General features: G+C 73.0%; 22 protein-coding genes and 1 pseudogene. 9 read left to right on the forward strand and 14 right to left on the reverse strand.

What is annotated here, in order from left to right; translation table 11 throughout:
• Nucleotides 1-6 precede the first annotated feature (6 nt).
• Nucleotides 7-2,433, forward strand: coding sequence for an ATP-binding protein (locus ACZ4Z1_RS11450; RefSeq protein ID WP_468486357.1), 2,427 nt, complete (start codon nt 7-9; stop codon nt 2,431-2,433).
• Here the strand turns inward: ACZ4Z1_RS11450 and ACZ4Z1_RS11455 are convergent.
• The 7 genes from ACZ4Z1_RS11455 to sodN form a co-directional block, all read right to left on the reverse strand.
• Nucleotides 2,352-2,954 carry a hypothetical protein gene (locus ACZ4Z1_RS11455; protein WP_468486358.1) on the reverse strand — a complete coding sequence of 201 codons (603 nt, stop codon included), beginning with the start codon at nt 2,952-2,954 and terminating at the stop codon, nt 2,352-2,354. The genes ACZ4Z1_RS11450 and ACZ4Z1_RS11455 overlap by 82 nt on opposite strands.
• Complete coding sequence (locus ACZ4Z1_RS11460; RefSeq protein ID WP_468486359.1) at nt 2,951-4,297, reverse strand: hypothetical protein; 1,347 nt, start codon at nt 4,295-4,297, stop codon at nt 2,951-2,953. Before ACZ4Z1_RS11460 ends, ACZ4Z1_RS11455 begins: the two co-directional genes overlap by 4 nt.
• A 150-nt stretch (nt 4,298-4,447) precedes the next feature.
• Nucleotides 4,448-5,179, reverse strand: a complete 732-nt coding sequence (locus ACZ4Z1_RS11465; protein ID WP_468486360.1) for a GAF and ANTAR domain-containing protein — start codon at nt 5,177-5,179, stop codon at nt 4,448-4,450.
• A 22-nt stretch (nt 5,180-5,201) separates the two neighbouring features.
• Complete coding sequence (locus ACZ4Z1_RS11470) at nt 5,202-6,059, reverse strand: GAF domain-containing protein (protein ID WP_468486361.1); 858 nt, start codon at nt 6,057-6,059, stop codon at nt 5,202-5,204.
• Between the two features lie 27 nt (nt 6,060-6,086).
• Nucleotides 6,087-7,949: a CheR family methyltransferase gene (locus ACZ4Z1_RS11475; protein WP_468486362.1), complete on the reverse strand. Its 1,863-nt coding sequence runs from the start codon at nt 7,947-7,949 to the stop codon at nt 6,087-6,089.
• Nucleotides 7,949-8,548 carry a chemotaxis protein CheB gene (locus ACZ4Z1_RS11480; RefSeq protein ID WP_468486363.1) on the reverse strand — a complete coding sequence of 200 codons (600 nt, stop codon included), beginning with the start codon at nt 8,546-8,548 and terminating at the stop codon, nt 7,949-7,951. The genes ACZ4Z1_RS11475 and ACZ4Z1_RS11480 overlap by 1 nt, the downstream gene beginning before the upstream one ends.
• 187 nt (nt 8,549-8,735) lie before the next feature.
• Complete coding sequence (sodN, locus tag ACZ4Z1_RS11485) at nt 8,736-9,131, reverse strand: superoxide dismutase, Ni (RefSeq protein WP_468486364.1); 396 nt, start codon at nt 9,129-9,131, stop codon at nt 8,736-8,738.
• A 186-nt stretch (nt 9,132-9,317) separates the two neighbouring features.
• Here sodN and sodX point away from each other — a divergent pair, with 186 nt between their 5' ends.
• Nucleotides 9,318-9,782: a nickel-type superoxide dismutase maturation protease gene (gene sodX, locus ACZ4Z1_RS11490; protein WP_468486664.1), complete on the forward strand. Its 465-nt coding sequence runs from the start codon at nt 9,318-9,320 to the stop codon at nt 9,780-9,782.
• Here the strand turns inward: sodX and ACZ4Z1_RS11495 are convergent.
• Complete coding sequence (locus tag ACZ4Z1_RS11495; RefSeq protein WP_468486365.1) at nt 9,686-10,315, reverse strand: CGNR zinc finger domain-containing protein; 630 nt, start codon at nt 10,313-10,315, stop codon at nt 9,686-9,688. The two genes, sodX and ACZ4Z1_RS11495, sit on opposite strands and share 97 nt — an antisense overlap.
• A gap of 79 nt (nt 10,316-10,394) precedes the next feature.
• On the opposite strand from ACZ4Z1_RS11495, the gene ACZ4Z1_RS11500 reads away from it, so the two are divergent.
• On the forward strand, nt 10,395-11,156 hold the full coding sequence (locus tag ACZ4Z1_RS11500; protein WP_468486366.1) for a class I SAM-dependent methyltransferase: 762 nt from the start codon (nt 10,395-10,397) through the stop codon (nt 11,154-11,156).
• Nucleotides 11,157-11,288: 132 nt separating this feature from the next.
• Here ACZ4Z1_RS11500 and ACZ4Z1_RS11505 read toward each other — a convergent pair whose 3' ends face one another.
• The 3 genes from ACZ4Z1_RS11505 to ACZ4Z1_RS11515 all read right to left on the reverse strand — a co-directional run bounded on the left by ACZ4Z1_RS11505 (nt 11,289) and on the right by ACZ4Z1_RS11515 (nt 14,063).
• Complete coding sequence (locus ACZ4Z1_RS11505; RefSeq protein ID WP_468486665.1) at nt 11,289-12,041, reverse strand: amino acid ABC transporter ATP-binding protein; 753 nt, start codon at nt 12,039-12,041, stop codon at nt 11,289-11,291.
• Between the two features lie 17 nt (nt 12,042-12,058).
• Nucleotides 12,059-13,003: an amino acid ABC transporter permease gene (locus ACZ4Z1_RS11510; RefSeq protein ID WP_468486367.1), complete on the reverse strand. Its 945-nt coding sequence runs from the start codon at nt 13,001-13,003 to the stop codon at nt 12,059-12,061.
• A gap of 85 nt (nt 13,004-13,088) precedes the next feature.
• Complete coding sequence (locus ACZ4Z1_RS11515) at nt 13,089-14,063, reverse strand: ABC transporter substrate-binding protein (RefSeq protein ID WP_468486368.1); 975 nt, start codon at nt 14,061-14,063, stop codon at nt 13,089-13,091.
• A gap of 526 nt (nt 14,064-14,589) precedes the next feature.
• Between ACZ4Z1_RS11515 and ACZ4Z1_RS11520 the strand changes: the two genes are divergently transcribed.
• From ACZ4Z1_RS11520 to ACZ4Z1_RS11535, 4 genes and pseudogenes are all read left to right on the forward strand, one after another.
• Complete coding sequence (locus ACZ4Z1_RS11520; RefSeq protein WP_468486369.1) at nt 14,590-15,858, forward strand: NAD(P)-dependent malic enzyme; 1,269 nt, start codon at nt 14,590-14,592, stop codon at nt 15,856-15,858.
• Between the two features lie 248 nt (nt 15,859-16,106).
• The gene (locus ACZ4Z1_RS11525; RefSeq protein ID WP_468486370.1) at nt 16,107-17,069 is read left to right on the forward strand and encodes a zinc-binding dehydrogenase; all 963 of its coding nucleotides are present in this window, start codon (nt 16,107-16,109) and stop codon (nt 17,067-17,069) included.
• 91 nt (nt 17,070-17,160) lie between these two features.
• Nucleotides 17,161-17,729, forward strand: a pseudogene (locus tag ACZ4Z1_RS11530) (HutD/Ves family protein).
• Entirely contained in the window at nt 17,713-18,387 is a 675-nt protein-coding gene (locus ACZ4Z1_RS11535) for a hypothetical protein (RefSeq protein WP_468486371.1), read from the forward strand. The pseudogene ACZ4Z1_RS11530 and the gene ACZ4Z1_RS11535 overlap by 17 nt, the downstream one beginning before the upstream one ends.
• Here the strand turns inward: ACZ4Z1_RS11535 and ACZ4Z1_RS11540 are convergent.
• Nucleotides 18,320-19,264: a LysR family transcriptional regulator gene (locus ACZ4Z1_RS11540; protein ID WP_468486372.1), complete on the reverse strand. Its 945-nt coding sequence runs from the start codon at nt 19,262-19,264 to the stop codon at nt 18,320-18,322. The genes ACZ4Z1_RS11535 and ACZ4Z1_RS11540 overlap by 68 nt on opposite strands.
• A 129-nt stretch (nt 19,265-19,393) precedes the next feature.
• On the opposite strand from ACZ4Z1_RS11540, the gene ACZ4Z1_RS11545 reads away from it, so the two are divergent.
• On the forward strand, nt 19,394-20,005 hold the full coding sequence (locus ACZ4Z1_RS11545; protein ID WP_468486373.1) for a short chain dehydrogenase: 612 nt from the start codon (nt 19,394-19,396) through the stop codon (nt 20,003-20,005).
• Between the two features lie 24 nt (nt 20,006-20,029).
• Here the strand turns inward: ACZ4Z1_RS11545 and ACZ4Z1_RS11550 are convergent, their stop codons facing one another.
• The gene (locus ACZ4Z1_RS11550; protein WP_468486374.1) at nt 20,030-20,299 is read right to left on the reverse strand and encodes a hypothetical protein; all 270 of its coding nucleotides are present in this window, start codon (nt 20,297-20,299) and stop codon (nt 20,030-20,032) included.
• A gap of 133 nt (nt 20,300-20,432) precedes the next feature.
• Here ACZ4Z1_RS11550 and ACZ4Z1_RS11555 point away from each other — a divergent pair, with 133 nt between their 5' ends.
• On the forward strand, nt 20,433-21,284 hold the full coding sequence (locus ACZ4Z1_RS11555) for a TetR/AcrR family transcriptional regulator (RefSeq protein WP_468486375.1): 852 nt from the start codon (nt 20,433-20,435) through the stop codon (nt 21,282-21,284).
• A gap of 25 nt (nt 21,285-21,309) precedes the next feature.
• Here ACZ4Z1_RS11555 and ACZ4Z1_RS11560 read toward each other — a convergent pair whose 3' ends face one another.
• The gene (locus ACZ4Z1_RS11560) at nt 21,310-22,020 is read right to left on the reverse strand and encodes an antibiotic biosynthesis monooxygenase (RefSeq protein WP_468486376.1); all 711 of its coding nucleotides are present in this window, start codon (nt 22,018-22,020) and stop codon (nt 21,310-21,312) included.
• Nucleotides 22,021-22,059: the final 39 nt, after the last annotated feature.

Genomic DNA, 22,059 nt, shown 5'->3' on the forward strand with positions numbered 1-22,059 from the left:
GCGGCAATGGTGCCGATCACGGTCGAGGAACTGGCGGCGGTACTGGCCGGGGCGGCGCACCGGCCGGCGGAATGGCGCGCGGTGACCGCCGGACTCCGCAAGGCGCTCCCGGCGCCGGAAAACACCCTCCCTGACCTGCCGGCCGCAGCCGGCGCGGTGCCGAGCGACCCGGCGCGCATTCGGGAACTGGCGGTCTTGCTCGCCGACCGGGCCCGGGAAAACCCCGCCCTCGCGGAATTCCTGGCCGTATTACGGCACCGCCTGCCCGGCCACGCGGAAGCGGCACCGGATGCCAGACACCTGTCCAACGTCATCCAAGGTTCCGCCGCCGTTTCCGGCCTCGTGCTCCAGGCAGGCACGGTCCACGGCGACATCCACCTCCAGCAGCCGGCCGCCGAACCCCGCCCCGTGCCCCGGCAACTCCTCGGCACCCCGCCCCACTTCACCGACCGCACCGCCGACCTCGCGGCGCTGGACGCCCTGCGGGCCGGCCACGGACCGGCCGGGCCGCTGCTCATCGCCGTCACCGGGCCCGCGGGGGTGGGCAAGACCACCCTCGTCTCCCGCTGGCTGCGGGGCCTGAGCGAGGACTATCCCGACGGCCAGCTGTACGCGGACCTCGGCGGGCACGCGCCCGGCGGCCCGGTGCGGCCGGGCGAGGTCCTCGGGCAGTTCATCCGCGCCCTCGGTGTCGCGCAGGCCCCGGCGGAGACCGCCGAACAGGCGGCGCTGTGGCGCACGCTCACAGCCGGGCTGCGCATCGCGGTCATGCTCGACAACGCGGTCAGCGCCGCCCAGGTCCGTACGCTGCTGCCCGGTGCGGCGGGCAGTCTGGTGGTGGCGGCCGGCCGCAGCAGACTGACCGGGCTGGGCGTGGACGGCGCGGCCTTCCACCAGCTCGGCACCCTCGACACGGGCGCCGCCGTCGAACTGCTCGGCCGCCGGGTCGGCGGCGGCCGCGTCGCCCGGGAACCGGTCGCCGCCCGCGAACTGGTCGCCCTGTGCGCCGGGCTGCCGCTGGCGGTGTGCGTGGCGGCGGCCAGGATGGCCGCCCGCCCCCGGCAGACCGTCGCCGCCCTCGCCGGTGCGATGACCCAGGAGACCGGGCGGCTGGAGGCGCTGCACCTGGGCGGCGAGCGCGCGGTGCGCTCCGCGCTGGACGAGTCGTACCGCTGTCTGCCGCCCGCCACCGCCCGCGCCTACCGCCTGCTCGCGCTGCCCCCGCTGACCGTCCTGACCGGCCCGCTCGCGGCGGCGGCCTGCGCCGTCCCGCCGTCCGACGCCGAACTCCTCCTGGACGAGCTGGCCGAGGCACACCTGCTGGAGGACCTGGGCCCAGACGAGACGGGTGCCGGGCGCTTCCGCTTCCACGACCTCGTACGGCTGCACGCGGCCCAGTGCGCGGAGCGGGAGGAGCCCGCGGCCGTACGCGAGCAGGCCGTGCGGCGCGTCGTGGAGTGGTACCTGGCCACCGCCACGGCCGCCCGCGCGCTCCTGTCGCCGGCCCACCGCGTCCTGCGCCGCGACTACGCGTTCCCCACCGGCCCCCTCGCCTTCCCCGGCGCCGACGCCGCGCTGCGCTGGCTCGATGCCGGGCGCGGCGAGCTGATGGCCGCCGTACGCACCGCCGCCGACCGCTCCTGGCACGCCCTCACCTGGCAGTTGGTCGACTCCCTCCAGCCGCTCTTCCTGCGGCTGCGCCCGTACGACCTGTGGATCGAAGCCCACCGGACCGGTCTGGAGGCCGCCCGGCGCGCCGGGCACCCGGAGGGCGTGAGCCGGATGCTCACCACCGGCGGCAGCGGCCTGTACAACGCCGGGCGGCTGGACGAGGCGGTCGTCTGGTTCACCGAGGCCCTTGCGGACGCGCGGGGCGCGGGGGACCGGCGGGCCGAGGCACAGGCACTGCACGGCCTGGGCCAGACCCACCGGCTGGCCGGCCGCCTGCCGCTGGCGGAGTCGCTGTTCGCCGAGGCCCTGCGGTTACGGGAGGCCATCGGCCACGACCGCGGCGCGGCGCTCTCCCGGCTGTGCCTGGGCGACGTCGCCCTCGCCACCGGCCGCCCGCAGCAGGCCCGCTCCCTGCTCACCAGGGCGCGCGCCGACCTGCTGGCCGTCCCCGACCCGTACGACGCGGCGCGGGCCCTGGCCCACCTCGGCCGGGCCCACGCGCACGAGGGAATAGGGGACCACGCCACCGCCGAACGCCTGCTGGGGGAGGCGCTGGCGGAGTTCCGCGCCACCGGGTCGCTGCACTGGCAGGCCCGGGTGCTGGAGATGCTGGGCCAGACCGCCCAGGACCGGGGCGACGCCGCGGCGGCCCGCGACCGCTACGACGCCGCCCTGGACCGCTATGCCTCGCTCAGCCCGAGCGACGCGCGGCGCCTGGAGGAACGTATCCGGAACCTGGCGTCACCGCCCGACGGCCCCTGACCGGGCCCGCGCCCCGCGCCGAGGAACCGCACCGACCGCAGCGCCTCCACGGGCAGCCCCTCCGCCAGCCAGCCGTGCAGCAGCGCGGCGAGCAGCCGCAGTTCCCGCCGGTCGGCCGGAGCGGCACCGGCCGCGGTCACGGCCATCCTGGTGCCGTCGCGGACCACCGCCTCCGCCGTACGGGCCGTGCGCCGCCGGACGACGACGAGCGCGCCGGGGTGACGGCGCAGCATCAGCACGGCCGGTTCGGTGCCGCTGCCGTGCAACGCGTCGGCGCACGCGAGCCGCCGCTCGTCCGGGCAGCGGTCCAGGTCCACGGCCAGCAGCTCCCCGGAGCCGTCGTCCCCGGAGCCGTCGTCCGGGGCACCGGGCAGTGGGCCGGGCCCCGCCGCGTCGGCGATCACCACCACGTACGTACGCTGCGGTGTCTCCACCAGTGCCACCGCCACCGGGCGCGCCACCGACGCCGGGAGCAGCGCTACGGCGGTCGGCGCGACCCCCGGCCCGCACACCGCCGTCATGCGGACACCTCCGTGCCGCCGTCGCCGAGGTGCCCGGCCACGGCCGCGTCCAGCGGGGCGGGCAGCGGCAGCGGCGGTGTCTCCGGCGGGCAGGCCGGCTGGCCGAGGCCGAGGATGCGGTACATCAGCCGGCGGAAGTTGCGGTGGCAGCGGCCGGGTTCGGAGGTGATGCGCGCCGCGATCCGCGCATAGTCCCCAGGGCGGTACTCCTCGGCCGCGTACCGCAGCTGGGCCTCCAGCGGGTGGGCCGGGGACAGTGCCGGAGCGGTCAGCGCCAGCTCGACGCCGGGCGAGGCCGGGTTGGCGTCCCGGTGCGGGAAGCGGTTGAGCAGGATGGGCGCGCCGGTCATCGCCCCGTACAGCGTCACCGACCCGTAGTCCCCGATGATCCAGTCCGCGGCGATCAGCGGCGGCCGCCAGTCCGCCTCCGGCGGCAGGACGTGCAGGCCCGCCCGACGGCACCCGGCGAGCCAGGCGCGCAGCTGCCAGTGCCCGTACCGCGACCAGACGTTGGGATGCACCAGCAGCGCCGTACGGTAGGTGTCGCGCGGCAGTTCGGACAGCAGCCGGGGCAGCAGGGCGTCCAGCCGGCTGAAGGCCGAGCGCCGCCCCCAGGTGGAGGTCACCAGCACCAGCTTCCGGCCGCGCCGCAGACCCAGCGCCGACCGGTAGCGGCGGCGCAGCGACAGGCTCGCGCGGATCCGGTCGTGGCAGGGGTCGCCCACCACCTCCGCGGCCGGCAGCGCCTCCGGGCACCAGCGTGCCAGCTCCGCCAGATCGTCGCGGTGGGCCAGCGCCACCGCCCTGGGCACCACCCGCCCGCCCCACATCAGGTACCGCCGTCCCGTGATGCCGCCGGGGCCGCGCTCTTCCCCGGGCCGTACCCCGTCGGCCACCCGGGCCAGGGACAGGTGCCCGGCGCCGTGCGAGATCCGGATCAGCGGCGCCCGTACCTGCTCCATGTGCTGCGACCCGGCGGCCAGCGCCAGGTCGAACTCGGTCCGTACGGCCGTCTCCCAGGGGACGACGGTGGCTCCCAGAGCGCGCAGCAGCCGTTCCGCGCCCGCGTTGAAGGCGTGCGGCGGTACGGTGAAGACCACCTCGACCCGCAGTTCGCACTCCAGCAGCGGCAGCAGGTCCAGCAGCCGCCTGCCGTACACCTCGGTGTGCACGATGACCAGCACCCGCTTGGCGTCGGTGACCGTCAGCCACTGGCCCGGGTCGCGCCGTACGGTGTGCTGCCGCGCGGGGCCGGTGCGCGCCGGGCCGCGCCGGTGCGCGGTGCCGCGGTCCGGAGTGTGTGGTGCCGGGCCGGTCGTGGCCGTGAGGTCCGCAACGGACATCTCAACTCCCCCATGGTCGCGTCGGAATCCTCTGTCGGATCCCGTACGCGGGGCAGCTGCCCGGCCGCCGCGGCGGACTCCTTGCGCCGGCCTTGACGAACCCTTGCAGACCAGGTCAGGCGGGGCCGCGCGCGGCGGCTCCGCCCGGCCTCAACCGTGCGGCCGCTTCGGGTCGAGCCGGCCCTCGACCACCTCGCGCGCCACATCGGTCAGCAGCCGCCGGTGGGAGCGGGCGTAGCCGCGCAGCACGGTGAAGGCGGCATCGGGGGTGAGGTCGTGCCGCGCGGTGAGCGCCCCTTTGGCCTGTTCGATGACGACCCGGGTGGTCAGGGCGCGCTCCAGCTGGGCGGCCAGCGCCCGGCCTGCCTCCACCTCGTGTTCCCGCAGCAGCGTCACGGCGGCGAAGTCCGCCAGCGACTGGCCCAGCGCCATCAGGTCGCCGGACAGCGGGGTGCGGCGGTCGGCGAGCAGGACGAGGGCGCCGACCGGGCCTGTGTGACCCCTTATCGGCAGGGCGGCGGCGTGGGTGCAGCCCAGTGCGAGCGCGCGGGGCGCGTAGCGCGGCCATTGCTGCCGGACCACCGCCCCGGTCAGGGCCGTAGCGCCGAGCGCCCTGCCGGTGCGGCGGCAGGCGGGTCCGGGGCCTTCGCGCCAGGCGACCGCGTCCGATTCCAGGCGGCGGGTGCCGGTGTCGGAGGCCGCCACCTGCGGGGTGTCGCGGGCCCCGGGGCAGAAGACGACCGCTGTCGCCCGGACCGCGAGCAGTTCCCTGCTGCGTTCGGTGAGCCGGGTCAGCAGCGCGGGGACGCCGGGTGGTCCCTGTCCTCCGCCGCCCGCCAGCTCCACGAAGACGGACGCGAGATGATGCGGAGCTGTGGTCATGGGTTGAGGTCCCCTCGTGGGTTCAGCTGCCCTGGGCGAGTTTCAGCGTGCCGCGTACGATCTGTCCGGCGACGGCGTCCGGTGGCTGCCCGTCGGCGAACGCGCGCGCCTTGATCATGGCGAGCGCGTCCTGCACTCGGCAGCCCGCCTGCACGGAAAGTATTCCGGCGGCCTGCTGGACGCGGTCCCGGTGGTCGGCGTCGTCGTACAGTTCGGGGTCGGCGTCGGGGCCGAGGAGCACCGTATGGGTCAGCGCGTCGGCGATCGTCGTGAGTGTGCCGGCGGCGGTCACGCCGCTGCCGGGGTCGAAGACCGCGAGCGCGCCGATGCAACTGCCCTCGGTCCGCAGCGGAGCGGTGAACACCTCGTGGATGCCCAGGGAGGTCAGCGCGGGCCCGTAGGCGGGCCAGCGGTTCTCGATGGCCCGCCCGGCCGCCGAGACCGGACAGCCGCTGACCGACGCGTCGTGCGCCGGTCCCTCGCCGAGCATGAACTCCAGGTCCTGCGCCGCCCGGGAGGTCTCGTCCGAGGAGGCGACGGAGAGCTGGCCCTGGTCCGCGTTCATCAGTGTGAGGGCCGCGCTGGAGGTGCCGCACGCTTCCGCGACACCGGTCATGAAGCGCGGGCGGCTGGTCTCGTCCCCGCCCCACGCCGACATCCGCTCGGCGTACGCCTCCTGGAGGCGCGCGGAGGACAGGTGGCACTCCGCAGACCGCCGGTAGGCATCCGCCAGATGCAGATGCAGGTCCCTGCCGGCCGAGGCCGCCAGGATCTCCTGCTGTTCGGCGCAGGCCGTGGCGTGCTCAGCGCGCTGGCGGGCCTTGGCCGCACGGCGACGCGCCAGCTGTGCCTGGACGTCCCTGTGTGAACCCCAAACCATGTTCCCAGCGTACGCTCACGGTGGCGCTCAGTTGCCGCTGTCGCCGCGGTCGGCCTCCAACAGCAGGACGACACCGCCGTGGTGCCGGTCGAACGGGGAGCAGAGCACGTTGCAGGTGATGGCCCGTCCGATCCGGTTGACGGCCGAGACCCGCGAGGGCGCCGTCCGCCTGCCCGAATCCAGGCACTTCTCCACGGCCGGGCGCAGCATCTCGGTGGGCAGTCCGAAGTCCAGCGTGAAGAACGGCTCGTCGATCACCTCGTCCGGGCGCAGGCCCCACATGTCCACCGCGCCGCGGTTCCAGCTCTTTACCCTCAGCTCCTTGTCGAGGACGACCACGCCTGCGGCGATGGAGGTGACGACCCCTTCGAGGAAGGCGCGGGCCTCGTCGAGCTCCTCCGTGCGGGTGCGCATCTCCTCGTTCATCGTCTCCAGTTCCTCGTTGCCCGACTGGAGTTCTTCGTTGGTGGTCTCCAGCTCCTCGTTGGTGGACTGGAGTTCCTCGTTGGTCGTCTCCAGTTCCTCGATGCTCGACTGGAGTTCTTCGTTGGTGGTCTCCAGCTCCTCGTTGGTGGACTGGAGTTCCTCGTACGCCGTCTCCAGGTCCTCGCGGACCCGCTTGTTCTCGGACTTCAGCTGAGTGGCGACGGTGACGTCGGTGAAGGTGATGTTGGTGGCGGCGAGCAGCCCGTTGGAGCCCATCAGCGGCTGGATGAGGATGTCGAAGTACTGGATCTCCTCACCGACCCGCCGCTCGGCACTGTTGACCCGCAGGGTGCGGCGCTCGTGGGCGGCCTGCTCGATCAGCGAGCGCAGCTCGACGGGGCGGTAGGAGATCTCCAGGTCCTGGAAGGGCCGGCCGATGTCGCTGGAGGTCAGGCCGAACTGGGTCCGTGCCTGACTGTTGATCAGTACGGCGGTGCCCTCGCCGTCGACCGCGATGGCCGGGGCGGGCCCGGCGTCCAGGATCAGGTCGCGCAGTTGCCGGCTGCGGGCGGCGGCGGTCAGCTTCTCGGCGCCCACCCGGACCTTCGCGGGCGCCGGATGGTACGGCGGACCGGCGTCCCCGGGGCGCCGCCGGAAGGCGCGCTGGCGCATGCTGAGCACCTCGAACCGCTCGGCGTCGTTGAGCAGCATCTCCGCCTTGCCGAGGACGAGGAAGCCGCGCTCGCGCAGGGCGAAGTGGAACCGGTCGATGATCTGCCGCTGCGCCTCGACGTTGAAGTACATCAGGGCATTGCGGCAGACCAGCAGGTCCAGCCGGGAGATCGGGGCGTCGCGGGTGATGTCGTGCCGTCCGAAGATGACCCGGCGCCGCAGGTCGGTACGGAAGGCGAAGCGGGTGCCGTTCTGCTCGAAGTAGGTGTTGCGCAGCTCCGGGGCGAGCGGCTCCAGCGCCTTCGCCGTGTACAGGCCGGAGCGGGCGTCGCGCAGCGCCTCCTCGTCCACGTCGGTGGCGTAGATCTTGACCCGGTTCAGGGTCTCCTCCATGCCCATCGCCTCGGCGAACATGATGGCGAGGGAGTACGCCTCCTCGCCGCTGGAGCAGCCCGCGCTCCACACCCGGATCTCCTCGTCGGTACCGGTGTCCGCGAGCAGCTCGGGCACCACCTCGCGCTGGAGGAACGTCCAGGCGTCCGGGTCACGGAAGAAGGACGTCACATTGATCAGGATCGTGTTGAAGAGCGCGTTGAACTCGTCGGCACTGGTCTCCAGACGGTCGCGGTAGTCCGCGTAGGTCCCGGTGTCGACATCCGCCATCCGCTTGCGGATGCGCCGGCCCAGCGACGAGCGCTTGTAACCGGTGAAGTCGAATCCGCGGGCATCCCTCAGGAAGGCGAGCAACTGCTCCAGTTCCTCGTCCGCCTCGACATCCCGAGCTCGCCCCATCACTGCCTCTTGGTCTCGACAAGACCGCGGATCACCGCGGCGATCTCTTCCAGGGACAGCACGAAGTCCACCGCTCCCGTACCCACCGCTGCCTCTGGCATTCCCTTGAACTCAGCCGTACGGGGATCCTCCGCGATCACCGTGCCGCCGCGTGACTTGATGGCGTCCACCCCCATGGCGCCATCGCTGCCGGTCCCGGTCAGCACACAGCCGATCGCCTGCGCCCCGTAGGCCTCGGCGACCGACTCGAAGAGCAGATCGGCGGAGGGACGCAGGAAGTGGACCGGCTCGCTCCCGGAGAGCGCCAGCGTACCCCCGGGTCCCACCAGGAGGTGCCGGTCGGGGGGTGCGATGTAGACCCTGCCGGGCCGGGCCTGCTCGTCGGCACGGGCCAGCTCGACCCGCAGCGCGGTGCGGCGGCCGAGCACCTCGGCGATCACGGTGCGGTGCCGTGGGTCGAGATGCTGGACCACCAGTACCGGAACCGGCAGGTCCGGCCCGAGGTCGCCGAGGACCGCAGTCAGGGCCTTGACGCCGCCCGCGGACGACGCCAGGGCCACGACCTCGTAGTGGTCCGCTGCGCTGCGGTCTGCCCTCACCTTCCGAGCCTATCGAAAGCCGGGGCGGGCGGCGGCTGCGCGGACGTGCCAACGTGCGGAAACGGCCGCACCCGGCCCGCGCGGCCGCCGGAGTACGGCGCCCCGCGGACCGGGTGCGGTGGTGAAGCGGGGCCGGGGCGGCCGCGTCTCCGGGTCGGGACGCGCGGCCGCTCCGGCTGCGGGCGGGTCAGCCCTGCTTGGTCTCCCAGAAGATCTTGTCGATCTGGGCGATGTGGTCCAGGGCCTTCTGACCGGTCGCGGGGTCGTTGGACGCCTTCGCGGCGCTCAGCGCCTTGAGGGTGTCGTTGACCAGCTGGTGCAGCTCCGGGTACTTCTCGAAGTGCGGGGGCTTGAAGTAGTCGCTCCACAGCACCGAGACGTGGTGCTTGGCCAGCTCCGCGCGCTGCTCCTTGATCAGGATGGCCCGGGTACGGTAGTCCGCGTCCTCGTTGGCCTGGTACTTCTCCTGGACGGCCTTGACCGACTCGGCCTCGATACGGGCCTGGGCCGGGTCGTACACGCCGCACGGCAGGTCGCAGTGGGCGCTGACCTTCACCTTGGGGGCGAACAGGCGGGAAAGCATGTTCAGTCCTTCCTCGTGATCGTCTTCTCAGGTGCGAGATTACTCGCCACGGGAAGGCTTTTCTCGGGTGGCTCGGGGTCTTAGGGCAAAAGGCCGGTTCCGGGCCGGGACTGATGGAGGATGGGAACGGTGACGGGCGACCGGGCCGTGGCGGTCACCGGACCGGGACCGGGAGGTGTGGCGGGGATGCCGGAGCGGGTGGAAGAACGCGGACCGGAGCAGGGTGAGGAGCACGGGCGGGAGCGCAAGGGGCTGCTGAGGGCCTTCGGCCTCGCCGAGGTCTACAACCCGTCGATGGTGCCGACGCTGCGGCCCGGCGACCAGCTGGTGGTGCAGTACGGGGCGGTGGTGCGGCCGGGTGACGTCGTCGTCCTGCGGCACCCGTTCCGGCAGGACCTGCTGATCGTCAAACGGGCCGTCGAGCGGCGCGACGGCGGCTGGTGGGTGCAGGGGGACAATCCGTTCGTGGAGAACGACAGCCGGGAGTTCGGGGTGGTGCCGGACGAGCTGGTGGTCGCGCGCGCCTGGGTGCGGGTGCGGCCGCCGCGCGGTGTTCAGCGCTCGCTGTCGGGCGCGCTGTCCTGGGCGGTCTCGGCGGTCCGTCCGGTACGGGCCGAGCGCTCGCTGTCCAGGCGCTTGCGGGCCCGGTAGGCGGCGACGTTGGCGCGGGTCGCACAGCGGTCCGAGCAGTAGCGCCGGGAGCGGTTGGTCGAGGTGTCGAGGTAGGCGTTGCGGCACGGGCGTGCCTGGCAGATGCCGAGCCGGTCGACGCCCAGCTCGGTGAGCTGGAAGGCCAGGCCCATGGAGGCGGTGGCGGTGTAGCCGGCGGTGGCGTTGGCCGCGTGGTCGGCGATGTGCAGGTGCCACTTGGGGCGGCCGTCCTCGTCGCGGAACTCGTGCCCGGAGACCTGCGGGCTGACCGGGAACTCCATCATCAGCGCGTTGAGCAGGTCGACGGCCCGTACCTCGTCGCCCTCGTCCGCCGCCTCGAAGACGGCGCGCAGCCGGGCCCGTACCCCGCGCAGGCGCGTCACATCGCTCTCGGTGACCCGGCGGGCCATCTGCTGGGCCGGCCCGAACAGCTCGCGCACGGCCTCGACCGAGGTCAGGGTGTCGCCGCCGCGCTCGGGCTGCTCGGTGTTGACCAGGCGAACGGCGTAGTCCGAGTAATAGGCCAGTTCCACTTGTAGTCCTTACGGGCGCGGTCTAGGGTTCGTAATAGGTGTTGTTGCTACGAGGGTATTACGGCCTGGAGGTAACGGTATGACCGAGACCGTCGTCGGTGCTGACTGGCAGGGGTGGCAGGACAGTTGGGACCGCCAGCAGGAGTGGTACATGCCGGACCGCGAGGAGCGGTTCCGCGTGATGCTGGACATGGTCGAGGCGCTGGTGGGCACCGAGCCCAGGGTGCTGGACCTGGCGTGCGGTACGGGCAGTATCTCCGACCGGCTGCTCAAGCGTTTCCCCAAGGCCGTCAGCGTGGGCGTGGACCTCGACCCGGCGCTGCTGGCCATCGCCCAGGGGTACTTCGGGGGAGACGACCGGGTGACGTTCGTCCGCGCGGACCTCAAGGACCCCCGGTGGACCGACGCCCTGCCCCACGACTCCTACGACGCCGTGCTCACCGCCACCGCCCTGCACTGGATGCACACCGGACCGCTGCGCGGACTCTACGGGCAGCTCGGCGGGCTGGTCCGGGAGGGCGGCGTCTTCATGAACGCCGACCACATGCCCGACGGGGACACCCCGCGCATCGACGCGGCCGAGCGCGCCTTCCGGCACGCGCGGCAGGACGAGGCCAAGGAGTCCGGCGCGCTGGACTGGCGTGCCTGGTGGGAGCGGGCCGCCGCCGACCCGGTGCTCGCCGGCCCGACCGCCGAGCGCTTCGAGATCTACGGTGAGCACGCCGACGGCGACACCCCCTCGGCGGCCTGGCACTGCGAGGTCCTGCGGGAGTCCGGCTTCGGCGAGGCCCGCGCGGTGTGGCGCTCGCCGACGGACGCGTTGGTCCTCGGCCTGAAGTAGCCCCGCACAGACCGCACCGCCCGTCCGGCGGGCCGCGTCCACGACGGGCGGTACGTACGAAGGCGCCCGGCGCGCCCGTACGTACCGCCCGTCGCGCGTCTCCCGCGCCCTGCCGCGCTGTCCCCGGCGGTGTCAGAGCACCTTGGACAGGAAGGACTTCGTCCGCTCGTGCTGCGGCTTGCCCAGCACGTCGCGCGGGTGCCCGGACTCGACCACCACGCCGTCGTCCATGAAGACCAGCGAGTCGCCGACCTCGCGCGCGAAGCCCATCTCGTGCGTGACGACGATCATCGTCATGCCGTCCGCCGCCAGGTCCTTCATCACGTCCAGCACATCGCCGACCAGCTCCGGGTCGAGCGCCGAGGTCGGCTCGTCGAAGAGCATCAGCTTCGGCTCCATGGCCAGCGCGCGGGCGATCGCGACGCGCTGCTGCTGGCCGCCGGAGAGCTGTGAGGGGTAGTTGCCCGCCTTGTCGGCCAGGCCGACCCGGTCCAGCAGCTTGCCCGCGCGCTCCCGGGCGGTCGCCTTGGACTCGCCCTTGACCTGGACCGGCGCCTCCATGATGTTCTCCAGCGCCGTCATGTGCGGGAAGAGGTTGAAGCGCTGGAAGACCATGCCGATGTCACGGCGGCGCGCGGCCACCTCACGGTCGCGCAGCTCGTACAGCTTGCCGTTGGCCTCCCGGTAGCCGACCAGCTCGCCGTCGACCGACAGCCGGCCGGCGTTGATCTTCTCCAGGTGGTTGATGCAGCGCAGGAACGTCGACTTGCCGGAACCGGACGGGCCGATCAGGCAGAACACCTCACGGGGCGCGACCTCCAGGTCGATGCCCTTGAGGATGTGGGCCGCGCCGAAGGACTTGTGGACGCCCTCGGCCTTGACCATGGGGGTGGACTTGCTGGTCATGCGGCACCTCCGGCCGACGAACGGTTGGCGCCGGCGAACCGGGCCCGCAGCCGCTGGACGGGCGTGGGCGGCAGCTGGCGGCTGGCGCCGCGGGCGTAGTAGCGCTCCAGGTAGTACTGGCCGACGCTGAGGACCGAGGTGGCGATCAGGTACCAGACCGCGGCGAGGATGAGCATCTCCACGACGGGACCGGCGTCGCGGCCCACGTTCTGCGCGGACTGCAGCAGGTCGTAGTACTGCACGGCGATGACCAGCGAGGAGGTCTTGAGCATGTTGATGACCTCGTTGCCGGTCGGCGGCACGATCACCCGCATCGCCTGCGGCACGACGATCCGGCGCAGCGTCTTGCCGTGGCTCATGCCCAGCGCGTGCGCCGCCTCGGTCTGGCCCTCGTCGACGGCGAGCAGGCCGCCACGGCAGATCTCCGCCATGTACGCGGCCTCATTGAGCCCGAGGCCCAGCAGCGCGCACAGGAACGGGGTCATGAAGTCCGACCACTCGTCCTTGTAGACCGGCATGAGGTCGATGTACTGGAAGACGAGGCCGAGGTTGAACCAGAGGAACAGCTGGACGTAGACCGGCGTACCGCGGAAGAACCAGACGTAGAACCACGCGACCGTCGAGGTCACCGGGTTCTTCGACTGCCGCATCACGGCCAGGACCACGCCGAGGACGATGCCGATGACCATCGACAGCACCGTGATGATCAGGGTGTTGCGCAGGCCCCGCAGGATGTCCGCGTTGAACATGTACTCGGGTATCGCGCCCCAGTTGACCTTGCCGGCGGCGAAGGCCCGTACGAGCAGGGCGAGCAGCGCGAGGATGACCAGCGCCGCGACCCAGCGCCCGTAGTGCCGGACGGGAATGGCCTTGATCGGCTCGGGAGCGGGTGGCGGGGCGTCCGCCGGCGGCTGGGCCGGCTTGTCGACGTCAACTGACACGGGTGTTGCCTTTCAGCGTTCGGCGGGAGGGACGGTCCGTGCGCGGGCCGGGCGGGCACGCGGCGGGCGGGGCTCGGGCAGGGGCTCAGCTGCCGCCGTTGAGCTCGACTTCCTTGACCGCGGCGTCCGTGACGTTCCACTTCTTGAGCACCTGGGCGTAGCTGCCCTTCTTGACGATGGCCTCCATGGCCGCCTTCAGGGCGTCACGCAGCTTCGCCTTGTCCTTGGGCACCGCGATGCCGTACGGAGCGGCCTTGACCGGCGCGCCGCCGACCAGCTGGAAGTCGTTGCCGCCGCCGGAGGTCTTGACCGCGTACGCCGCGACCGGGTAGTCGCTGGAGACCGCGTCCACGCCCCCGGTGCGCAGCCGGGTCTGGGCCTCGGTGTCGTTGTCGAACGCCTCGATGGAGATCGCGTCCGTGCCGGACTCCTCGCACTTCTTGGACTGGTCCTTGGCCAGGTCGTGCGAGACGGTGCCGCGCTGCACCGCGATCTTCTTGCCGCACAGGGCTTCCCAGCCGTCGATGCCCTGGGTCTTGCCCTTCTGCGTATAGATCGAGACGCCGACGTCGAGGTAGTCGATGAAGTCGACACCGTCGCTGACCTTCTTGCCGGTGGAACTGTCCACGCCCTGCTGGCGGTCCTTGGTGTCGGTCATCGCCGACATGGCGATGTCGTACCGCTTGGACTTCATGCCGCCCATGAGGGTGTCGAAGGTGGCGTTGTTGAAGTTGAGCTTGACGCCCAGCTCCTTGCCCAGGGCATCCGCAAGGTCCGGGTCGATACCGGTGACCTCGCCGCCGGTACGGAACTCCACCGGCTTGTACGTGATGTCCGAGCCGACCTGGATCATCGCCTTGTCCTGGATGTCCTTGGGCAGCAGCTTGAACAGCGGGGCGTCGGGGTTGCGGTTCTTGGCCGCCTCGCGCTTGGCGATCGCCGCGTCGGTCTGGTCGCCGCAGGCGCTCAGCAGCAGCAGCGAGGCCGCGACCGCGGTCGCGGCGGCCACGGCTGAACGAGACCTGCCGGGGGCCGGGCGACGGGTGGGGCTTGCGGTCATGCTGATCCTCCTGCGGATGAGGGAGATGCCGACTGGCAGGGGCCGGGCACACACCTTCGGGCGTCGCGACCTCGTTCGGTGACGGAATCTTGCCATCCGGACACCGGTATCCGGACTGTCGTACAGGTCAAAATCGGATAACGGACGGGGGTGAAGCCGTACATGCCAGGTGCCCCTTGGGGGGCGCCCGCCGCACGGCGGGCCGGGAGGGCGGCCGGACGGGCCCGCGTCTCGTATGACGGACACTTCGCAGGGCACTTCCACCGGTTCGCGGCCTACGCCTCTAATGCCGCGGTTGTGAACCCGGGGGTAACGAATCCGACTCGTCGGGGCCCACGCCCGTCCGGTAGAAAGGTTCGTTACACCCCTCATCCGGGGCTCAGGGCGCGCGTGCGGCGCGCCCGGCGTCCGTACCTCCCCCCGCGGGACGGCCATCCGTCGCGCAGGGCACGGACGCGGTGCCCGCCCACCCCTTGACCAGGGAGTGGACACCCTCAACTGATTGACGAACTAAGGGGTTGAACCAGTGACAGCCAACACCGCCCAGGCCCATGACGGCGGTAACACGCAGACGCCCGCGGGAGCGGATACGGGCGCCAAGGGCGCGCCCGGCTCCGGACCCGGCGGCGGGGAACGGCAGTGCCAGGACCCCGCCTTCCTCCTGCACCGCGGCGGCAAGATGGCGATCCAGGCGACCGTCCCGGTCCGTGACCGCGAGGACCTCTCCCTCGCCTACACGCCCGGCGTCGCCAAGGTGTGCAGCGCCATCGCGGAAGAACCCGAGCTGGTGCACGACTACACCTGGAAGTCCCAGGTCGTGGCCGTCGTCACGGACGGCACCGCGGTGCTGGGCCTCGGTGACATCGGCGCCGAGGCCTCGCTGCCCGTGATGGAGGGCAAGGCCATCCTCTTCAAGCAGTTCGGCGGCGTGGACGCGGTGCCGATCGCGCTCTCGACGACCGACGCCGACGAGATCGTCGAGACCGTCGTGCGGATGGCGCCGTCGTTCGGCGGCGTCAACCTGGAGGACATCTCCGCGCCCCGCTGCTTCGAGATCGAGCGCAAGCTCCAGGAGCGCCTGGACATCCCGGTCTTCCACGACGACCAGCACGGCACCGCCGTGGTCACGCTGGCCGCGCTGCGCAACGCCGCGAAACTGACGAACCGTTCACTCGGCCAGCTGCGGGCCGTCATCTCCGGCGCCGGTGCGGCCGGGGTCGCCATCGCCAAGATCCTCGTCGAGGCGGGCATCGGTGACGTCGCGGTCTGCGACCGCAAGGGCATCGTCACCGCCGACCGCGACGAGCACCTGACCGACGTCAAGCGCGAGCTGGCCTCCTTCACCAACAAGGCCGGGCTGACCGGCTCGCTGGAGACCGCGCTGGACGGCGCGGACGTCTTCATCGGCGTCTCCGGCGGCACGGTGCCGGAGGAGGCGGTCTCCAAGATGGCGAAGGACGCGCTGATCTTCGCCATGGCCAACCCGAACCCGGAGATCCACCCGGACGTCGCGCACAAGTACGCGGCGGTGGTCGCCACCGGCCGCAGCGACTACCCGAACCAGATCAACAACGTGCTGGCGTTCCCCGGCATCTTCGCCGGCGCGCTCCAGGTGCGCGCCTCGCGCATCACCGAGGGCATGAAGCTGGCCGCCGCCGAGGCGCTGGCCTCGGTGGTCGCCGACGACCTGAGCGCCGAGTGCGTCATTCCGTCGCCGTTCGACGAGCGGGTCGCCCCGGCGGTGACCTCGGCCGTCGCGGCCGCCGCCCGCGCGGAGGGCGTCGCGCGCCGCTGACCCGGTGATCACGCAAGGCCCCGCCCTCTCGTGGGCGGGGCCTTTCCGTCGGGCCGCGACACGAGAGCCACGAGAGGGGGCCGTACTGACCGGCTGCGTGGTGGCCGCCGCGGTGCGCGGTACGTCGCCGGGACCGGGCCGGGGAACCGCGGAGGCCCGCGCAGGGGGCCTGACGGAGGCCGGCGGCGCGGCGCGTGTCACACCGCGGCCCGGTACCGCCCGGCCCCCGGGCGCCCTACGTTGGGATCATGTTTGCTGCCTACGCCGCCCGCATCGACCGCGACCAGCCGCTGAACGGCCTCGAACTGGGGGAGCGCCCGGCCCCCGAGGCGCGTCCCGGCTGGACGACCGTCAACGTCAAGGCCGCCTCCCTCAACCACCACGACCTGTGGTCGCTGCGCGGCGTGGGCCTGGGGGAGGAGGCGCTGCCCATGATCCTCGGCTGTGACGCGGCCGGCACCGACCAGGACGGCAACGAGGTCGTCCTGCACTCGGTGATCGGCCAGAGCGGCCACGGCGTCGGCCCGGACGAGCCGCGCTCCATCCTCACCGAGCGCTACCAGGGCACCTTCGCCGAACAGGTCACCGTCCCCGCCTGGAACGTGCTGCCCAAGCCGGAGGAACTGTCCTTCGCCGAGGCCGCGTGCCTGCCGACGGCCTGGCTGACCGCCTACCGGATGCTGTTCACCAACGCCGGGGTGCGGCCCGGCGACAGCGTGCTCGTCCAGGGCGCGGGCGGCGGCGTGGCCACCGCGGCGATCGTGCTGGGCGCGGCGGCCGGCCTGCGGGTCTTCGCCACCAGCCGCAGCGAGGACAAGCGCAAGCGCGCCGTCGAACTGGGCGCCGAGGCCGCCCTGCCCGCCGGCGAGCGGCTGCCGCAGCGGGTGGACGCCGTCATCGAGACGGTCGGCGCCGCCACCTGGTCGCACTCGGTGAAGTCCCTCAAGCCCGGCGGCACGCTCGTCATCTCCGGCGCCACCAGCGGCTTCAACCCCGAGCGCACCGAACTCAACCGCATCTTCTTCCTGGAGCTGAAGGTCGTCGGCTCGACCATGGGCAGCAAGGACGAACTGGCCTCGCTGCTGAACTTCTGCGCGGCGAAGGGCGTGCGGCCCGTCATCGACACCACGCTGCCGCTGGACCGGGCGCGCGAGGGCTTCGCGAAGCTGGCCGAGGGCGAGATGTTCGGCAAGGTCGTCCTGACGGTCTGAGGTACGGAGCACGGGGAGAGGGGGCGCGGTGCGGGTGCGGGTGCTGCGCGCGGCCGGCCGTACGGCGTCGGCCTGGAGCAACGGCGGCGGTGTGACGCGGGAGATCGCCGCCGCGCCGCCCGGTGCGGGCTGGGACGCCTTCGACTGGCGGGTGAGCCTGGCCGAGGTGGGCCGGGACGGCCCGTACTCCGCCCTGCCCGGAGTGGACCGTGTCCTGACGGTGGCCGAGGGGGCCGGGCTGGAGCTGACCGTCGACGGGGCTCGCCACGAACACCGGGCCGCTACCGCCCGTTCGCCTTCCCCGGCGACGCCACGACCGGGTGCCGCCTCCTGGACGGCCCGGTCGTCAACTTCAACGTCATGCTGCGGCGCGGCCGTTCGACGGCGACGGTCGAGATGACGCGGGAGCGGTACGCGGCCGGGCCGTGCCCGGCGGCCGCCCCGCACCATCCGGGCGAGGAACGCACGCGGCTGATCGTCGCGCTCTCTGGCCGTACGACCCTGGACGGCCACGAGCCCACCGCGCCCGCGCTGTCCTTGGAGTGCCACGACGCGGTCCTGCTGCCCGCGGACGACGGGGTCTCGCTGCACACCGACGGCGTCGCAGCCGTCGTCACCCTCACCGTACGGACGGCGGCGGCCGGTGCCCGCACGGTCTGACCCGCCCGCCACCACCGCGCCCGGCGCCGTGACCGCAGGAGTACGTCTCCCGGAACGCCGCCGCACGATGACCAGCGCGGAACGGTACGTCGGGCTGCCGCCGGCCGTCTTCGCGGTCGCCGTCGTCCTCGCGATCGTGCCGGCCACAGGGGCCTACGCGCTGGTGGGCACCGACGCGCCCTTCCTCGTCAACGCCCGGGGGCCGCGCAAGGGCCCCGCCCCGGCCGGCGCGCGGGCCGGCGCCGGGGTGCTGTGCCTGCTCTTCCTCGGCGTGATCGGCGTGTTCATCCGCAGGGTCCTGGTGCGCGCGCTCGCGCGCCCGTGCGTCGCCGTGGACGAGCGTGGCGTGTGGCTGACCCGCGGCCGGTCCGTCCAACAGGGTCTGAGCTGGGACGGGATCGCCGCGGCTGCCGTGGTGGCGGACACGGCGGCGCCGGTGACCGCCGTACCGTACCTGGACCTCTACCCGTCCGGCCGGGCCGCGGACGGCGACGGCCCGCTGGACCGCCGGGTGGTCACCGCCGACCCGGCCGCACCCGGTCTGCGCGGCCGCCGCTACGCGATCGCCCTCACCGGACCGGCGGCGGACCTCACCCGGCTGGACGCGGCACTGCGCCGGCACGGCGCCCGTCGGCCGGGGGAGCCGCACCGTCCGTGACCGGAGCGCCGGTCGCACCGGCGCGGCGCAGGACCCGCCGCGCGTGGTCGGCGAAGGCGCCGGTGGCCGGGTGGGTGGCCGTCCGGGGCCGGGCCAGCAGGACCGTGACCGGCCCGGCGTCGGTGATCGGCAGATAGCGGACGCCCGGGTGCGGATGGCTGTGCACGGTGGCCTCGGCCGTCACCCCGGCCGCCGCACCCGTCGCGATCATGGTCAGCCACTCGTCGACATTGGCGACCTCGAAGGTGCTGCGCGGACGCTGCCCGGCGGGCCACAGCGCGGCGGTGGTCGTGCACGCGGTGGCGCACAGCGCGATGGCGTGCCGCGTCAGGTCGGCGAGCGTGACCGCCGCCTCCCCGGCCAGCGGATCGCTCTCGCACACGGCGGCGATCCGGCGTTCGCGGTACAGCGCCACGGTGTCCAGCACCCCGTCGTCCGTCGGGACCGTACGCAGGAAGGCCAGATCGACGGCGCCCCGGCGCAGCGTGGCCTCGGCGTCGGGGAGCCGGTGCACCTCGACGGGCTCACCGGGATGCTCGCCCCGCCAGTCCCGCAGCAGCGGCACCGTGTGCCGGCCGAGCGCGGCCCAGGCGAAGCCGACGCGCAGCGGGCGCGGCCCGGCCGCCGCCTCCGCCAGCGCGTCGTCGAGCTGGGCGAGGATGCGGTGGGCGTGCCCGTACAGCCGCCGGCCCGCCGCGGTGAGCCGCAGGCTGCGGGTGGTCCGCTCGACCAGCGAGGTGCCCAGACGGCTCTCCAACTGCTCCAGCGTGCGTGACAGCGCGGGCTGGCTGACGTGCAGGACCGCCGCCGCGCCGGTGATCGTGCCCTCGTCCCCGATGGCGGCCAGCGCCCGTAGGTGCCGCAACTCCACGTTCACCGCGCGCCTCCGTCCGAGCCCTGGCGTGGGCGCCCGTACCCGCGCCGCTCACCACTCATGACCCCCGAGCATAAATCCCGTACGAAAGGTATTTCCCTCCCCGGAACGGCCCGGCCTAGCGTCGGCGGCATGAGGATTCTGCTGATCGGCGCGACCGGGAAACTGGGCACCGCCGTGCACGAGACGCTGGCCGCACGCGGCCACGAGATCATCACCGTCGGCCGCCGCGGCGGCGACCTGCGCCTGGACATCTGCGACCCCGCGCAGGTCACCGAGGCGTACGACCGGGCCGCCGAACGGGCCGGAACCCTGGACGCCGTGGTGAGCGCGGCAGGCGACGTCCCGTTCAAGCCGGTCGCCGAGATGACAGCCGAGGACTACGCGGCGGGCTTCCGCGGCAAGGTGCTCAGCCAGATAGAACTGGTCCGCCAGGGCACCACCCGCATCGCCGGGCGCGGCTCCTTCACCCTGATCACCGGGGTGCTCTCCCGCGACCCCATCCCCACCGGCAGCGCCGCGGCGATGGCCAACGGCGCGGTGGAGTCGTTCGTACGGGCCGCCGCCGTCGACATCGCCCCGCAGCGCGTGAACGCCGTGAGTCCGACCGTGGTCACCGAATCCCTCGCGGAACACGGCGCCTTCTTCCCCGGCGTCAAGCCGGTCGGCCTGGCGCAGGTGGCCGCGGCGTACGTGCGGTCGGTCGAGGGCGGGCAGACCGGGCAGGTCTACGAGCCGGTGTGACGCCGGACGGCGCCGGGGCCGCGCTCAGCCCGCGTGGCTGTGGGCGGCCCCGGCGTCCCGCTCGCGGGCGAGCGCCTTCTCGCGCCCCTTGTCCAGTACGGCGAGCAGGGCGACCGTGATCCCGATGACCACGCCCGAGACGACGTAGTTCCAGGGCCCGTCCAGGTAGTTGGCGGCCCGCATGAGGGTGCCGTCGTCGTTGCCGATGATCCGGTACAGGATGGCCGCCGGTCCCTCCCAGAAACCCGCGACGAGCACCAGGATGGACAGCAGCCGGTACCAGCCTTCATTCATGGTCGTCTCCCCGTTCCGTGACGGTATTGCCGTGCTATGGATACGAGCGTATCAAAGGTCTCACCCGGGTGTCTTGACTGGCTTGCGTGATCCTGCTATTCGTCACGCTTCCGTGGCGCGATATCCTGTTCTCGTGCGTGACGAAAATAAGGCCGAGTCGGCCGAGTCGGCCGAGTCGGCCGAGTCGGCCGAGTCGGCCGAGTCGGCCGAGTCGGCCGAGATGACCCGGTGCCGGGTCTGCGGGACCGGGCTGCCCGCGGCGGTACGGGGGCGCCCGCCCGCCTACTGCTCGCGAAGCTGCCAGGCGAAGGCGTACCGACGGCGGAAGAAGGCCCATGAGCGGGCCCCCGGCGAACGCGCCCCGGCCGTACCCGGACAGCAGCCCCCGCCATCCCCGCCACTCCCGGACGGTGCGCGGGAACGGCGCCGCCGTGCGGTCGCCGAGGCCGTCTGGCGGATCGCGGCCGGCCGCGGCCTGGAGTCCGCGAGCATGCGTGAGGTCGCGGCGGAGGCCGGGGTGTCGCTGCGGGTGGTGCAGTACTACTTCGGCAGCAAGCACCGGCTGCTGGTCGAGTCGCTGCGGATGCTGCACGAGGAGAACGACCGCCGCGCCCGCGCGCGTATGGCGGACCTGTACGACGCCGGTGACCTGCGGGCCGTACTGCGCGCCGTGCTGATCGAGTTCCTGCCGCTGGACGAGCAACGCGCCCTGGCGCTGCGCGTGTTCACCGCGTACTTCGTCCGCAGCCTGACCGACCCGGCGATGGCCGAGGTCTTCCTGCACGGCGAGCAGGCGGTGGAGTCCCTGGTCGCCACCCTGATCCGGGAGGCCGGCGGCGCGCGACCCGGCGTCGATGCCGGGCGCGAGGCCGACCTGCTGGTGTCGGGCGTCTCCGGGCTGGGCCTCGACGTGCTGCACGGCCGCCGCACGATGGCCGAGGTCCAGGCCGTCATCGACTACCACCTCGACCGGATCTTCGGCTGAGCGGGCCCGGCCGCGGCCCGGAACCTCAGGGCGCCGGCACGTTCACCAGGCTCCGGTGCAGGCGGTAGTGCGTCACACCGGCGTGCCCCGGAAGCGCGGGTGCGGCCGCCGAGGCCGTCACGCCCTCGACGGCCTCGACGGCCGCCCGCAGACGGCCGGACGCGCCGCCGGCGGCGAAGTCGCGCCAGGCGTCGAAGTGCTCCCACTCGGCGTAGTTCAGGACGCGGCTGCCGTCCTTGGAGAGGTGGAGGTGGGCCCCGAGCAGACCGGGTACCCCTTCCCGCTCCAGCGCGTCGAGCACCGTGTCGGCCAGCGCGCGCTGCGCCGCCGGGCCGGTGGTGGCGAATGTCGGAGTGGCCAGCAGGCCGGGGTGTCGCCCCGGGGTCCCCTCGGATACGTAGCTGCGGTAGCGCGCGTACCGGGTCACCCCGGGCCGGCGGATGCCGGGAATCGACTCGTCGATACGGCCGACAGCGGCGGGCCGCCGATGGCGTACCCATTTCCGGTGCGCGTCGTCGTCCGTCCACTGGGCGTAGTTCAGGACATGACTGCCGTCGTCGCTCAGGAAGGTGCTGAGCGAGAGCATCGCCGCGGGGCGCGGCTGTCGCTCCCACGCGTCGAGCACGGCATCGGCCGCGCGCTGCTGGAGATCCGGCGTGGGCACGATCCAGGGGCTGACGAGGATCGTGCCGGCGTCCGGGCGGCGGGCGTCGGGGTAGGAGGGCGTGCTGGTCATCGGGTTTCCTCGCGTTTCGGGCCGGTTCCTCGGCACGCA

It is taken from the genome of Streptomyces sp. NPDC030165, from assembly GCF_055573595.1.

Bases quoted from the DNA above. Each gene is read 5' to 3' on its own strand.
- ACZ4Z1_RS11450 (WP_468486357.1), top strand. From the start codon at position 7: ATGGTGCCGATCACGGTCGAGGAACTGGCGGCGGTACTGGCCGGGGCG.
- ACZ4Z1_RS11455 (WP_468486358.1), bottom strand. From the start codon at position 2,954: ATGACGGCGGTGTGCGGGCCGGGGGTCGCGCCGACCGCCGTAGCGCTG.
- ACZ4Z1_RS11460 (WP_468486359.1), bottom strand. From the start codon at position 4,297: ATGTCCGTTGCGGACCTCACGGCCACGACCGGCCCGGCACCACACACT.
- ACZ4Z1_RS11465 (WP_468486360.1), bottom strand. From the start codon at position 5,179: ATGACCACAGCTCCGCATCATCTCGCGTCCGTCTTCGTGGAGCTGGCG.
- ACZ4Z1_RS11470 (WP_468486361.1), bottom strand. From the start codon at position 6,059: ATGGTTTGGGGTTCACACAGGGACGTCCAGGCACAGCTGGCGCGTCGC.
- ACZ4Z1_RS11475 (WP_468486362.1), bottom strand. From the start codon at position 7,949: ATGGGGCGAGCTCGGGATGTCGAGGCGGACGAGGAACTGGAGCAGTTG.
- sodN (WP_468486364.1), bottom strand. From the start codon at position 9,131: ATGCTTTCCCGCCTGTTCGCCCCCAAGGTGAAGGTCAGCGCCCACTGC.
- sodX (WP_468486664.1), top strand. From the start codon at position 9,318: ATGCCGGAGCGGGTGGAAGAACGCGGACCGGAGCAGGGTGAGGAGCAC.
- ACZ4Z1_RS11500 (WP_468486366.1), top strand. From the start codon at position 10,395: ATGACCGAGACCGTCGTCGGTGCTGACTGGCAGGGGTGGCAGGACAGT.
- ACZ4Z1_RS11505 (WP_468486665.1), bottom strand. From the start codon at position 12,041: ATGGTCAAGGCCGAGGGCGTCCACAAGTCCTTCGGCGCGGCCCACATC.
- ACZ4Z1_RS11515 (WP_468486368.1), bottom strand. From the start codon at position 14,063: ATGACCGCAAGCCCCACCCGTCGCCCGGCCCCCGGCAGGTCTCGTTCA.
- ACZ4Z1_RS11525 (WP_468486370.1), top strand. From the start codon at position 16,107: ATGTTTGCTGCCTACGCCGCCCGCATCGACCGCGACCAGCCGCTGAAC.
- ACZ4Z1_RS11545 (WP_468486373.1), top strand. From the start codon at position 19,394: ATGAGGATTCTGCTGATCGGCGCGACCGGGAAACTGGGCACCGCCGTG.
- ACZ4Z1_RS11550 (WP_468486374.1), bottom strand. From the start codon at position 20,299: ATGAATGAAGGCTGGTACCGGCTGCTGTCCATCCTGGTGCTCGTCGCG.
- ACZ4Z1_RS11560 (WP_468486376.1), bottom strand. From the start codon at position 22,020: ATGACCAGCACGCCCTCCTACCCCGACGCCCGCCGCCCGGACGCCGGC.